The following is a 12,435-nucleotide window of genomic DNA, read 5'->3' as shown; positions in this document are numbered from 1 at the left end:
AGAAAGGTGAGTTCCTTGCGTAAAACACGGATTTTGCTATTATCTGAGGGCTTCGGGAAAGGACATACACAAGCTGCTCATGCGCTGGCTGGCGAGCTTCGGCAATCCTCGTCAGACATGATTACCCGAGTGATTGAGCTTGGCGCTTTTTTGCATCCTACCTTAGCACCTTGGGTCTTCTCGGCATACCGCCGCACGGTAACATCACAACCCAGACTGTACGGTATGCTCTATCGAAATCATTATGATAAAAGGCCGAGTCGTGTAGCCAGTCTTGTGCTGCATCGTATATTCTATTCACGAACGAAAGCGGTTATTAAGCAGTTGAATCCGGATTTGATCGTCTGTACGCACCCATTTCCTAGTATTATTGTCTCTAGATTGAAACGCGCAGGACTGAATGTACCTCTCTTTACCGTGATCACCGATTACGATGTTCATGGGACGTGGATAGACGCAGCAGTAGACAAATATTTGGTATCCACGCCCCTTGTTAAAGAGCGTCTCCTGAACTGTGGCGTTCAGGACAAGCGTATTGAGGTTACCGGTATTCCGGTTCATCCTAATTTCCGCAAAGCTCATAGCAAGGAGCAGATTCGGCAGGAATTCGGTCTCAAAGCCATGCCTACGGTCATGGTTATGGGTGGCGGTTGGGGTGTTTTTAAAAAGGAAGAAAAGGAAGAGCTGCTGACCTATCTGGCAAGTTGGAGCCAAGATATTCAACTGCTAATCTGTCTCGGCACGAATGTGAAAGCACGCCTCCAGCTGCTGGAGGAGGATGTCTTCCGTCAGCCGAACATCCATCTCATTGGCTATACCACCGAGATTAGCAAGCTGATGGATATCTCCGATTTGCTGATTACGAAGCCTGGCGGGATGACCTGTACAGAGGCAATGGCCAAAGGTATCCCCATGCTGTTCTACAGCCCGATTCCCGGGCAAGAAGAAAAAAACTGCACTTATTTTCAGGAAAATGGCTACGGACAGCGCATCACATCCGTCGCGATGATTGACCACTGGTTTAAACTGCTGCTCGAGCAATATCCCGAGCTTGCCAAGCGGAGAACAGACATCCGTGAAGAGCAGAATGAGGAAGATCAAAGCTGTGCAACAGCGATCATTGCGTACTTGGAGCAATCGGATAAGCGTTCCTATATTCAGGCATCATCAAAAACACCGCTCATACAATGGTAGTAACCATTGTGAGGGCGGTGTTTTGTTATGAATCCCATTCACCGATTCGGCAAGCAAGCTATTTTTGCTTATTTAATGATCTGGTTTGTTGGCAGCCTATGGATGATGGCCGTGCTTGGCAGCAGTTCTTTTGAGCGTAAAATACTGGGCGTGGATTTCGTCCTCTATCATGAGTATGCTTGTTTCGGCTTTGCAGGAGCGCTTGGTGGTGCGCTTTATGGTTTGCGCATGTTTCATGAGCATTATCAAGAGCTCACCACACAATGGATCTACTGGTACCTCATGCGGCCTATCCTGTGCTTCGGTTCTGCGATTATCACAATTATCCTATTCGCGAGCGGCATTATGCTGCTAGAAGTTGGCGATTCGATGTCAGCGCGTATCAGCATAGCCTTTCTGACCGGTTATGGCTACGGGAAGTTCATGGAGAAGCTGCGTGATCTAACCTCCACGTTCTTCAATGGGAAGAATACAAATGGAACGAGTGGGAATGGAAATGGAAACGGGAGTGATACACCTACGAAGTGAGTTGGTTATGTGTCGTGCGAATAGACATGTGGTGCAGATTGCGATGGGGGTGAGGAGTAGCTAGCTGCATATAAAAAAGCCACCGCGCAAATACAGCCGCGGTGGCTTTCAATCAAGGTGCATCGAAAGTATGCACCTTATTCCAGTTCACACCACCGCTGCGGGTGGTGTACATCACACTCGGCTGCTCATTATCATTCGTGATGAGCCAGCCGTTATTCGCATCTGCCATACCAAGCAGCAGCTCGCCGTACCCCGTGAACGACTCCGTACCGTTCACCCAGGTCTTGCCGCCGTCCTTCGTCCAACCGACGGAGTTCGGCTTGTCGCATGCCGGGCAAGTGCCGCCCATGAACGCTACGTCGGTGTTCACGACGTAGAGAGGGCCGGGCTTAGAGCCCGTGTTCTTCGGCCCCGTCGTATCCCCCATAGGGAATCCAGGGGCCGGTCCTCCACCAGCAGTGCTGTTCACCAGCACGGTCTGCCAGGTCTTCCCGCCGTCTTTCGTGTGAAACAGCGAATAGGAGGTTTGTGTCATCCCCGATTCCCCAATCAGCTCAATCCACGCGTCATCCACGCCAACGGAGCGAATGACATTGCCTGTCAATGTCGCCACGGTTTTGCGTGACATGACGGGTTTCCAATTTTGCCCGCCATCCTGCGTCCTCAAGACTTCGATCATGTCTTCTACTTGTCTAACGGCCCAACCGTTCTTGTTATCATGAAAATAAGCATCCCCTTGCATACCTGTTGGAACTGGCAGCTTCACCCATTTGACACCACCATCCATGGTCTGTGCATTGCCGCTAAAGGCTTCCTGCTTCGACACGAAGTGAAGGAACGCTTGATTGGGAACGATACCGACTGTCGACCAATGAGCCCCGCCATCCTGCGTATTGAACAGCTTCCCTGTACCTTCCTCCGTTGCCCAAGCATCCTGATCATTCAAGGCAAATAGTTGCCCAACTTCTCCAATACCCGTGTATTGCACCTTCCACTTCCCACCACCGTCATCGGTATGAGCGATCCACCCTTTGCCGCCAATCCAGCCCTTCCCAGCATCCGCTAGTCTCAGCGCAGTTACCCCTTTCATAAGAGCCGTTGTTCCCTCACTGCCTTTGGTCGGTAGGGTTGTCGGCTCTGCGCTAGGTGTCGCGGGTGTTGTTGTTGGCTCCGCCCCCGCCACTGAACTCGATATCGGTGATTCTGAAACGGTCACATGACCACTCGTCTGTCCGGAAGATTTACACCCAGTTAAGGCAAGACTTGATATGGCTAACAGCAGCAGTGTTCTTTTTAACATCATCCGTACTCCCTTCACTTTCATGTGTAGTTGATATTTCATAGACGTTACCAAGGAGGGAAAAGTTGAACTCACTTCCTTACCATCATCCCCCATTTCAGAGAAATTAGGCATGACTCACCCGACTGAGGAATACAATCGTAAACAAGAAGGGGGACATTGTTAGGTTACGGAAAGGGAGGAGGATCTGTTGAAATTCATTTGGGGCAAAAAAGAACTCACCTTCATGATCATTCCGGGTGCCAACCGCCGTACGGTGAGGTTCAAGCTTCCACACAGCTCTTTGTATATTGTGCCTAGTGTGATCCTACTTGTGCTGATCGGGTTTTTCCTGACGATTTATATCATGAATACCCAATCTCATCAAACTCAAAACAGCATGCAGCAAGCTTTCGATGGACAAGAACGTCAGTTGGTTGATCAAATTACACACAAAACAAGTGAAATTGAGCAGCTGCAAATTGATTTGATTGATCTCGCTCAGCAGGCCGATGAATTTAAGGTAAAGCTAGAGGAAATTAAGAAAATAGATCATGTGATAGAACTCATGAGTCAACCAGAAACCGTAAACGGGACAAGCAAAAAAGTAGCAAGCACCCCGAGCTCTAAGCCCGTGAATGGAACGAATGTTGATATTGGCGGTACCGATGTACCTATCACTACGGATGATGTATCTACCCTCGTTAGCAGCACGAAGCAAGGGCTTTTTTCTTTAGTTGGCGATATTAATGAACTCCTCGTCAATCTAAATGAATCCGAAGCCAAAATTAAAGAAGCTGAACACTTACGCAGTATTACGCCTACACTATGGCCTATCGCTTCGCACAGCATTACTTCCGGCTTCGGCATCCGTATAGATCCTTTTACATTCAGGCCCTCCATGCATACAGGCTATGATATCGATGGTGAATACAATGATCCAGTCTATGTAACTGCCGCAGGAAAAGTCATTGCTGTGGGCTTTGATGGCGAGCTCGGCAACTATATCATCGTTGATCACGGCAGAGGTATTGAAACGGAGTATATGCATTTGAATAAAATATTGGTAAAACGCGGAGAATCTGTAACAAAAGGTCAGCATATCGGTCTCGTTGGTTCTACTGGACGCAGCACGGGCTCCCATCTTCATTATGAAGTTCATAAAAACGGAATCCAGATTGACCCTAAACCTTATCTCATTTCAGATCGAAAGGATGAACGTAAATGATTGGAAGCTCGAAATTAAAACGAATTGATACGAAAAGTACAGACACGCTGATTGGCGCCAGTACGATCTGTGAAGGCAAAATAATGTCCGAAGCCAGCCTTCGCATTGAGGGTCAAATGAACGGTGACATTGAATGTGCTGGTGACATCACCATTGGTGAAAACGCTGTCGTCCAATCGAATATCCACGCACGTGATGTGATCGTAGCTGGCAAAGTGAAAGGCAACATTTATACCAAAGGCAAATTGATCGTGACAAGCTCTGGGGTCTTGATTGGAAATATTGATGTGCGGTCCTTCATTATCGAGGAGGGTGGCATCTTCCAGGGAACTAGTGCGATGAATGCAGCTGCGGTGCAAAATGATAAAAGCGGAGGCGGCAAGGTCATCGATGCCAAGGCGCACAAGCAGCAAAAAAGTGAGCAACAAGCTGCTTCTGGTGGAAATTAGAGCAGCATTATATACAAAGAGCTCGTCTTCATCCGCTGGCGGCGGGTGTTACGAGCTCTTTCTCATTTCCCTGATCTTATTTCCCGGCCTTGACTTCGGACAGCATGGAGAGATCCACAAACCGGCTAAGATCCAGCTCCTCTGGCTTAATACCTTTGATATATCTAGCGCCGATAGACACCTTCACCATCTCTTCCATCACTTTGACATTAACGTCAGTGGTCAGCTTGAGGCGGCTAAGCGAAGCTTTAATCAAGCTTTTGTCCATGCCTTTGCCGCTGTATTTCTTCAGCTGGTTATTAATCAGATCGTATGCTTGGTCAGGACTGCTTTGAATGAACGTAATGCCATCCAGATTAGCCTTAATCGCGCCCTTCACAATGTCACGATGCTTGGCAATAAACGTATCGCTGGCCACCATAATAACCGTTGGATAGTCGCCATTGTTAGGCGGGATCGCCTGCCAATCGGCAACGACTTTACCGAGCCCAGCCTTCTCAATCTGAGTTCCCCATGGTTCAGGGACTAAGGCGGCATCGATTTCTTTCTGACGGAAAGAGATCAGCGTATCCGCTGGTGAGCGGACGATGAGATGTGCGTTCTCCTTGCCTCTGCCGAGCGAAATGCCTGCTTGCTGAAGCAGCAAACGCAGTGAAATTTCGTTCGTATTCCCTTTGGCAGGGATCGCGATGGTTTTATCTCGCAAGTCTGCGGTCGTCTGGATACCTGCGTCCGATCTCGCAACCAACACGGCACCGCCGTTATTGGATCCGGAGACCACGCGGAAATTACCGCTTTTCAGAAAAAAAGTCGTCGCAGGTCCTGGACCTACGAATCCTACATCGATATCCCCCGTCGCCATCGCGATAGACAGATCGGAACCGTTATCGAAAGGTGTCACTTCGATCTTGACTTCGTCGCCCCATTCTCGGGCAAAGTAACCTTTTTCCAGCGCGATGTAGGCGGCGGCATGGGTCACATTTTTGAACACACCAACTCGAACGACTTGTGGTTTACCAGAAGCTGTCAACTTTTCCTCACAGGCACTCAGGAGTGTTATAGCGAAGAGTAGTAGCAGAAGTACTTTAATGCGACTTGTCATCACGCCCACTCCTCTACGACTTGGAGCCAGCGAGGCCGTAGCGCTCTAGCACTTTATCTTCTAGTTTTTTGAAACAGAAATGGTCTGAAACCGTGCCTAGTACAGCGATAATAATGACGATACAGAGCATCAGCGAGGTGTCACCGAGATTACGCCCATCCTGCAAAAGCTGACCTAACCCCGCGCCTTTGGCAATTAACTCACCCGCTACAAGAGCCCGCCAAGCAAATGCCCATGCTGTACGTACACCGTTGATCAAATGAGGGAAAGCAGCCGGAATCATGACCTGAAGGAACAAGTTAAAGCCATTCCCCGTTCCCATCGTCTGAGCGGCGCGCAAATAAATCGGCGGGATATTCTTGATCCCTGTACGGCTTGCCAATGCCATCGTCCAAGTAGCTCCAAGTGTCGTGATGAAAATAACGGAGGTTTCGTTTAATCCGAACCAAATAATAGCAAAAGGCAACCAAGCAATACTCGGAATTGTCTGCAAAGAAACGACTAAGAAGCCTAGCGTGTCATCAAGCAAACGATATCTAGCAAATAGAAAGCCTAATGTTGTCCCTATCGCGAGTGATAAAGCAAAGGAAATGAGTAGCCGCAGCATACTCGCTCCAGCAGCCTGCAGCAGCTCCCCATGCACGATGCCATCATAGAAAGCTTGCAGTGTCTGGGAAACCGATGGGAATTTCCATCCCCAGCCGAAGATCCTATATCCCGCCTCCCAAGCTATCAGAAGCAGTACCAGAAAAATCGTTCTTCTTAATGCTGTACTCATCGCCAGTCTCCTCTCTCACAACTTTCTCCAGCTCATCCGCCAGTGCGTCCATAATCAACGCCTCCATATGATGGAGCACGGAATCTGCGCTGTCCCGAGGTCTCGCTGCTTTGACAGAGAACTCCTTCTTGATCGTGCCAGGTCGTGTGGACATCACCAGAACCCGATCCGACAGGATAACTGCTTCGCGAATATTGTGGGTAATGAAGAGAATCGTTTTGCGCGTACGCATCCATATTTCTTCCAATTCTTTATGCAAAATAAGGCGTGTTTGCTCGTCTAATGCGGCGAAAGGCTCGTCCATCAGCAAAATTTCCGGATCCATCGCGAGCGCTCTGGCAATCGCTGCCCGCTGTTTCATCCCGCCGGAAAGCTCATGCGGATATCGATCCGCGAACCGGCTTAGATGCACAGACTTAATCTGCTCCATCGCCATCTCGTGGCGCTCTTTCTTCGCAATTCCCTTCTGCTTGAGGCCAAAGGCGACATTGTCTAGAACCGTCAGCCATGGGAACAACCCATGCTCTTGAAAAACAACGACGCGATCCGCTCCAGCGCCTGTTACCTTTTTACCATTGACCTGAATGATGCCTTCAGATTGCGTATCAAACCCCGCTACAAGGTTCAGAACCGTCGATTTTCCACAGCCTGAAGGGCCCAGTAGCGAGACGAACTCCCCTTTATTAATCGTCAATGTGATGTCATCCAACGCCTTATAGCTGCCCCCAATGCGCTGAACGAACGTCTTGCTGACTCCCTTAATCTCGATCAAGCTCTCTCATCCCCCACGTTGTCGCATTAGAATAACATTTTCAAGCCTGCCAAGCCTAACCCAATGATGAATCCGCAAATCGCACCATTCACCCGAATCCATTGTAGATCGCTGCCGATCTTCTCTTCCATGAGCACCGTCAACTTCTCGTTGTCGAGTTTGTCTAGGTTCTCTTTCACCAGTTGGCCGATTTTACTGTGATTTTGTTCCACATAGGACGCGATCTGCTCTTGAATCCAGTCTTCACCCTTGTGCAGCATATCAGGGTTTTCGCGAATGGATGTAAGCATTTTGCGTATAATGGGCACCACATGCTGAGGAACAAAGTCGGGCTCATCGATGAAGGCTTCCGCTTTTTCTTTTAGTTTAGTTAGTAAATGCGCTAACTTCTCATCAAGGTCGAACAGTTCAGGAAGCTTCGCTTTCAGTTTTTCCAGCTCTGCTAACAGCTGTGGATTACGCTCTAACTTGTGCAGTTCGCTCCGAATAAACGTGAGCACAGATTCCCTGCGCGGGTGGTTTTTCGTGCGCATTTGCTCGATGTAGCTGAGTACGAAATTCTGAATAATCCCGCCAATTTTCTCCTCGTTCACCATACCAATAAACGCATTCACGGCAAAAGCCATGAACCCATTCGACTGCAAGCCTTCAAACGCTTTGATCGCCATAGCCCCCAGCTGATCACGCGTGTCTGCTTTAATTGCCCAGGCCGCTACTTTGTCTAGGACAAAATCGAACGTTTTGCCGTCATAGCCGCCATCTTCGATGCTTTCCACAATAGTGCGTACGAGTCGGCTAGTATCAACGTCTTGGAGCGCTTTATGTATTTCCTCTGCTAGAAGAGGTGTTAATTTCTCTAGGTCAATCGCTTGAAGCGCTTGTTTCGCTAGCGCCGTGAGCCCTTTGTGTAAGGACGCATTATCCAGCTGCTTGTCTGCCAGCTCTAGGCCGCGCTCCAAGAATCGAATTTGCTGCAAACGTGCACGAATGGTTTCTTTGGAGAGCAGCTCATTCTGTACGGTGGAGACGAGCGCCTTCGTAATCTTCTCCCGATTGTTCGGCAGCAGCGCCGTGTGTGGGATGGGAATGCCCAGCGGATGACGGAAAAGGGCGCTAACTGCGAACCAGTCAGCCAAGCCGCCGACAACGCCTGCCTCGAACCCACCTTGCAGGAATGTGCCCCATACGGTAGAGGACACGGCTGTTGGCAGCGTAGCCAGAAAGCCCGCGCCCATAACACCAAGTGAAACCGTTGCTATATACTTTGCTTCTTTTTTCATCGTCATAACATCTCTTTCCTCGTGTGGTTGATGAATCATTCTTTCTATTTTATCACATATTGGAAAGAAACGTGGTACGGGGGTTAGAGGGGGAGGAAATTAGGGAGAGTGAGTACGGCGAAACGTGATTATTGCTGGCTCAGTAGCACATCTGCACGAATCTCACTCAGAGACGTCAAAATGGCTCGCTCGCTAAACTAATTAGACTCAAATGATGTAACTCTGACGTGAGAGGTCGATTATTGCTGTCTCAGTAGCGCATCTGCACGAATCTCACTCTGAGACGTCAAACATGGCTCGCTCGCTGAACTAATTAGACTCAAATGATGTAACTCTCACGTGAGACGTCGATTAATGCTGGCTCAGTAGCGCATCTGCACGAATCTCACTCTGAGACGTCAAACATGGCTCGCTCGCTAAACTAATTAGACTCAAATGATGTAACTCTCACGTGAGACGTCGATTAATGCTGGCTCAGTAGCGCATCTACACGAACCTGCTCTTACGACCAAAAAAAAGAGAGCCACCGTCGGCTCTCCCCCTATAAATCTTATCGCTCGCCTTCCCACTCTGCATAAAACTCCTGCAGATACAGCTCCATGAAGCGATGCCGCTCCTCCGCGAGCTGCCTCGCGTAGGCCGTATTCATAAGCTCCTTCAGCTTGAGGAGCTTCTCATAAAAGTGATTGATCGCAGTGTCATTGCCCCCGCGATATTCCGCCTCTGTCATCTGCTCGCGCGCGATAACGGAAGGATCATGAATCGGGCGGCCTTTCCAGCCCGAATAAGCAAACACGCGCGAGATACCCACCGCGCCAATAGCATCCAACCGGTCGGCATCCTGCACGACCTGGCCCTCTAGCGTGCGCATCTTCGGTCGCGCGCCGCCCTTGAACGACATCGTGCTGATAATCTCCAGCACGTGCTCTACCTGCGCCGCCGGCGTGCCGCTGGCGGCGAGCCAAGCCTCCAGCTCGCGCTGCGCCGCAGCTGGATCGGCGTTGAGCTTCTCGTCGACAACGTCGTGAAGTAACGCCGCAAGCTCGCAGACGAAGCTGTCAGCGCCCTCTTGGGCGGCAATGCGCTTCGTCGTCTGCACCACGCGATAAATATGCCACCAATCGTGGCCGCTGCTATCGCGCTCTAGCTTCTCCTTCACGAGCGTCTCCGCCGCGAGTAGTATCCGTTGTTGTTCCATCATTTCTTCTTCTTCCTCTTTCCTTGTCCAGACTTTCTTTGTTCAGGCTTTTCTTGTTCAGACTTTCCTTGTTCCAACTTTTCAGGATTATCTTCTCTAGCGCTCTCATCACTCAAAAGCTCTCCGCCAGATACGCCTTCATCCAGATGTCCGAGCTCTCCGGCAATCTCATTGCCCGCATGAAGCTTGAGCGCAACCACTTTGCCCTCATCTGATTTCTTGGGTTCAGGCACTTTTCCATCTATCTGTTTTTGTATGATTTTCTTGAAATTTTTGCCGTATTTATCCTCAAGCTTCGTACCCATATCTTGCTGAAGCTCCTGTAACACGACACTACTGCAAAAATGATTATACAGCAACTCCACCATCGCAGGATGCTCGGTTATCATCGCTACCGTGGGATCTTCGACACCTCGCGTGCCAATAATCGCCAGTTTACGATCAATAAGTATCGCGAATTTGCGCCCCTGCTGCCCTTTCAGACCCTCTCCACGTTTACGTGCAAATGGGTAGAATCCAGTTCCGGCATCGCGCGTCGGCATGACAATGACACGCACGCCCTGTGCAGACACCTCGCGGATATCATCCCTCAGCAGCTTCGCTTCCTCTGGAGACAGATCACAGAACGCTTCCTCGTGCGCTTTCCTAAGCTCCGAACGAATACGTTCGATAACCTTGGTTTCACCCTCCAAGCTGAAATACTCCGACATCTGCGTCTCTTGCTTGGGCAGATGCTCTTTCACATAACGGATGGAGGCTTGCAGCTCCGCTTCCATTCGCTCGCCTATTTCCTCAATCGGCACACTTTGATATACGGTGGGTTCACCATGACTCGTGAGCACTGCTCCCTTTTCTGCGAGCTTTTGTAAAGCTGCATATACGTTCGAACGCGATACGCCAAGCCCCTTGGCGATTTCATAGCCAGTTTGCGTGCCACTCACTGCTAGTACGTGCAGACACTTCGCTTCCAAATCCGTGAAGCCAAGGTTTTTCAAATGCTGTAGAACATTCTCCATGGCGCAGCCCCCCTCATATCCCTATTGTAGCATGATCAAAAGCATAGTCGTATCGTTTCACAGTACGTCCTACAGAATTTTTTATATTGACAATGATAATCATTATCAAATAATATGATGGAAGTTAATGGGTTGCTTTTTATATAACCAATAGGAGGTCCATCATGTCCAAAGTTATCATCGTATACGCAAGCATGTCTGGAAATACAGAAGAACTCGCCGAGGCGATTGCAGCCGGCATTCAAGAGGCAGGGATCGAGCCTGTTCTCAAAAACGTTATGGATACGAACGCAAGTGAGCTCCAGCAATATGAAGGTGTTTTACTTGGAGCTTATACGTGGGGAGATGGCGACTTACCAGATGAGTACGAAGATTTCTACGCCGAAATGGATGACATTAATCTCGAGGGACGCAAGTTCGGCGTATTCGGTTCTGCTGATTCCTCTTACACGTATTTTGGCAAAGCGGTGGATACACTCGAAGAGAAGCTAGCTGAAATTGGCGGGGAAAAAGTATTCGATGGCTTCAAAGTGGAACTTAATCCGTCCAAGGATGAGAAACAATTGTGCCATGAGCTGGGTCTTAAATTTGCTGCAGCACTGAGTCTTTCAGCCTAAATAAAATAGCCATCTGCTCCGAAAACGCAATTTCGGGGCAAGCGGCGGGCGGCGGCAGACCCATCTGACTTCCTTGCGCACAATTTTTGTGCGCTAGCCGGCGACGGCAGGCCCCGCTGTCTTCCTTGCGCACATCTTTTGTGCGCTAGCGGGCGATAGACTAGCAGAGCCCGCAAGACCGCCACGTTCAGAAGGTTAACCTGCTCTGCTCTTTTACTTTTCCAAAATGAAAGACCGGAAAGCAGCCTCTGTGGCCACGATCCGGTCCCCTTCTTACAACGTTTCTACTTCGGCAATCTCGATATATGCCATACTTTTCATCTCATCATACACTTCAGAAGCATATTTCCGATCCACATACACGATGAAATTTAGCTCCTGCAGTTCTTGGTTCAATTCTTTGATGTGAACACTTTTCATTTTGTACCCTTTAGCAATAATCGCCTTGATAATCGTCGTTAAATTCCCCTCATGGGAAACGATCAGACGCACGCGAAGATCTTTCATGATCAGCGGTCTCGGCCCCATTTTTTTAATAAAATAAGGTAACACGATTACGCTGATGAGAATGAGCATGAGTCCGAAGAAGGCTTCAACGTAGAATCCAGCTCCAACTGCAATTCCAAGGCCCGCAGCTCCCCAGATCATAGCAGCCGTTGTCAGTCCAATAATGACATCATTGTGCTTGCGAAGAATAACACCTGCGCCAAGAAAACCGATCCCGCTCACCACTTGCGCCGCGAGCCTCATGGGATCCATAACATGCAAACCAGCAACAGCGTACTTATTCGCCGATTCAATCGATACGATTGTCAATAAGCAGCTGCTTAAGCAAATGACAAGTGACGTCTTCAATCCCAGCGGTTTATTCCTAATTTCCCGTTCCAATCCAATAATTAATCCAAATATTGCTGAAATCCCAAGTTTCATTAAAATATGCAAATCTACAGTAAATTCCATCATCGCCGCTCCCCTAGTTAAGTAACCTTTA

13 protein-coding genes are annotated in these 12,435 nt (G+C 49.1%); 5 read left to right on the top strand and 8 right to left on the bottom strand.

The window, feature by feature from the left end:
- Window positions 1-15: 15 nt before the first annotated feature.
- Together L6I86_RS28635 and L6I86_RS28630 are read left to right on the top strand one after the other, a co-directional pair.
- Window positions 16-1,194: an MGDG synthase family glycosyltransferase gene (locus L6I86_RS28635; RefSeq protein ID WP_236291868.1), complete on the top strand. Its 1,179-nt coding sequence runs from the start codon at window positions 16-18 to the stop codon at window positions 1,192-1,194.
- 27 nt (window positions 1,195-1,221) lie between these two features.
- Window positions 1,222-1,722: a hypothetical protein gene (locus L6I86_RS28630; protein WP_236291867.1), complete on the top strand. Its 501-nt coding sequence runs from the start codon at window positions 1,222-1,224 to the stop codon at window positions 1,720-1,722.
- Window positions 1,723-1,834: 112 nt separating this feature from the next.
- On the opposite strand, the gene L6I86_RS28625 is transcribed toward L6I86_RS28630, so the two are convergent.
- A complete protein-coding gene (locus L6I86_RS28625; protein ID WP_236291866.1) occupies window positions 1,835-3,025 on the bottom strand; it encodes a WD40/YVTN/BNR-like repeat-containing protein in 1,191 nt (396 codons plus the stop codon).
- A gap of 190 nt (window positions 3,026-3,215) precedes the next feature.
- Here L6I86_RS28625 and L6I86_RS28620 point away from each other — a divergent pair, with 190 nt between their 5' ends.
- Window positions 3,216-4,232, top strand: coding sequence for a M23 family metallopeptidase (locus L6I86_RS28620; RefSeq protein WP_236291865.1), 1,017 nt, complete (start codon window positions 3,216-3,218; stop codon window positions 4,230-4,232).
- The gene (locus tag L6I86_RS28615; RefSeq protein ID WP_236291864.1) at window positions 4,229-4,681 is read left to right on the top strand and encodes a bactofilin family protein; all 453 of its coding nucleotides are present in this window, start codon (window positions 4,229-4,231) and stop codon (window positions 4,679-4,681) included. The genes L6I86_RS28620 and L6I86_RS28615 overlap by 4 nt, the downstream gene beginning before the upstream one ends.
- A 76-nt stretch (window positions 4,682-4,757) precedes the next feature.
- On the opposite strand, the gene L6I86_RS28610 is transcribed toward L6I86_RS28615, so the two are convergent.
- The 6 genes from L6I86_RS28610 to L6I86_RS28585 all read right to left on the bottom strand — a co-directional run bounded on the left by L6I86_RS28610 (window position 4,758) and on the right by L6I86_RS28585 (window position 10,827).
- Window positions 4,758-5,783 (bottom strand): ABC transporter substrate-binding protein, encoded by a 1,026-nt coding sequence (locus L6I86_RS28610; protein ID WP_236291863.1) that lies wholly within the window; start codon window positions 5,781-5,783, stop codon window positions 4,758-4,760.
- A 13-nt stretch (window positions 5,784-5,796) separates the two neighbouring features.
- Entirely contained in the window at window positions 5,797-6,561 is a 765-nt protein-coding gene (locus L6I86_RS28605) for an ABC transporter permease (RefSeq protein WP_171632455.1), read from the bottom strand.
- On the bottom strand, window positions 6,494-7,333 hold the full coding sequence (locus L6I86_RS28600) for an ABC transporter ATP-binding protein (protein WP_236291862.1): 840 nt from the start codon (window positions 7,331-7,333) through the stop codon (window positions 6,494-6,496). Before L6I86_RS28600 ends, L6I86_RS28605 begins: the two co-directional genes overlap by 68 nt.
- A gap of 26 nt (window positions 7,334-7,359) precedes the next feature.
- Window positions 7,360-8,619, bottom strand: coding sequence for a DUF445 domain-containing protein (locus tag L6I86_RS28595; RefSeq protein ID WP_236291861.1), 1,260 nt, complete (start codon window positions 8,617-8,619; stop codon window positions 7,360-7,362).
- 544 nt (window positions 8,620-9,163) lie between these two features.
- A complete protein-coding gene (locus L6I86_RS28590; RefSeq protein WP_236291894.1) occupies window positions 9,164-9,811 on the bottom strand; it encodes an HD domain-containing protein in 648 nt (215 codons plus the stop codon).
- Window positions 9,811-10,827: a TrmB family transcriptional regulator gene (locus L6I86_RS28585; RefSeq protein WP_236291860.1), complete on the bottom strand. Its 1,017-nt coding sequence runs from the start codon at window positions 10,825-10,827 to the stop codon at window positions 9,811-9,813. Before L6I86_RS28585 ends, L6I86_RS28590 begins: the two co-directional genes overlap by 1 nt.
- Window positions 10,828-10,991: 164 nt before the next feature.
- On the opposite strand from L6I86_RS28585, the gene L6I86_RS28580 reads away from it, so the two are divergent.
- Window positions 10,992-11,444, top strand: coding sequence for a flavodoxin (locus tag L6I86_RS28580; protein WP_236291859.1), 453 nt, complete (start codon window positions 10,992-10,994; stop codon window positions 11,442-11,444).
- Window positions 11,445-11,717: 273 nt separating this feature from the next.
- Here the strand turns inward: L6I86_RS28580 and L6I86_RS28575 are convergent, their stop codons facing one another.
- Window positions 11,718-12,404 carry an MgtC/SapB family protein gene (locus L6I86_RS28575; protein WP_236291858.1) on the bottom strand — a complete coding sequence of 229 codons (687 nt, stop codon included), beginning with the start codon at window positions 12,402-12,404 and terminating at the stop codon, window positions 11,718-11,720.
- Between the last annotated feature and the right edge of the window lie 31 nt (window positions 12,405-12,435).

This window comes from Paenibacillus allorhizoplanae (genome assembly GCF_927798215.1).
Taxonomy (GTDB): Bacteria; Bacillota; Bacilli; order Paenibacillales; family NBRC-103111; genus Paenibacillus_E; species Paenibacillus_E allorhizoplanae.
This window is presented reverse-complemented; position numbering and strand designations above follow the sequence as displayed.

What these genes read in the sequence shown, in the direction of transcription:
- L6I86_RS28610 (WP_236291863.1), bottom strand. Translation starts at nt 5,783, where the DNA reads ATGACAAGTCGCATTAAAGTACTTCTGCTACTACTCTTCGCTATAACA.
- L6I86_RS28580 (WP_236291859.1), top strand. Translation starts at nt 10,992, where the DNA reads ATGTCCAAAGTTATCATCGTATACGCAAGCATGTCTGGAAATACAGAA.
- L6I86_RS28625 (WP_236291866.1), bottom strand. Translation starts at nt 3,025, where the DNA reads ATGTTAAAAAGAACACTGCTGCTGTTAGCCATATCAAGTCTTGCCTTA.
- L6I86_RS28630 (WP_236291867.1), top strand. Translation starts at nt 1,222, where the DNA reads ATGAATCCCATTCACCGATTCGGCAAGCAAGCTATTTTTGCTTATTTA.
- L6I86_RS28595 (WP_236291861.1), bottom strand. Translation starts at nt 8,619, where the DNA reads ATGACGATGAAAAAAGAAGCAAAGTATATAGCAACGGTTTCACTTGGT.
- L6I86_RS28575 (WP_236291858.1), bottom strand. Translation starts at nt 12,404, where the DNA reads ATGGAATTTACTGTAGATTTGCATATTTTAATGAAACTTGGGATTTCA.
- L6I86_RS28585 (WP_236291860.1), bottom strand. Translation starts at nt 10,827, where the DNA reads ATGGAGAATGTTCTACAGCATTTGAAAAACCTTGGCTTCACGGATTTG.
- L6I86_RS28615 (WP_236291864.1), top strand. Translation starts at nt 4,229, where the DNA reads ATGATTGGAAGCTCGAAATTAAAACGAATTGATACGAAAAGTACAGAC.
- L6I86_RS28605 (WP_171632455.1), bottom strand. Translation starts at nt 6,561, where the DNA reads ATGAGTACAGCATTAAGAAGAACGATTTTTCTGGTACTGCTTCTGATA.
- L6I86_RS28590 (WP_236291894.1), bottom strand. Translation starts at nt 9,811, where the DNA reads ATGGAACAACAACGGATACTACTCGCGGCGGAGACGCTCGTGAAGGAG.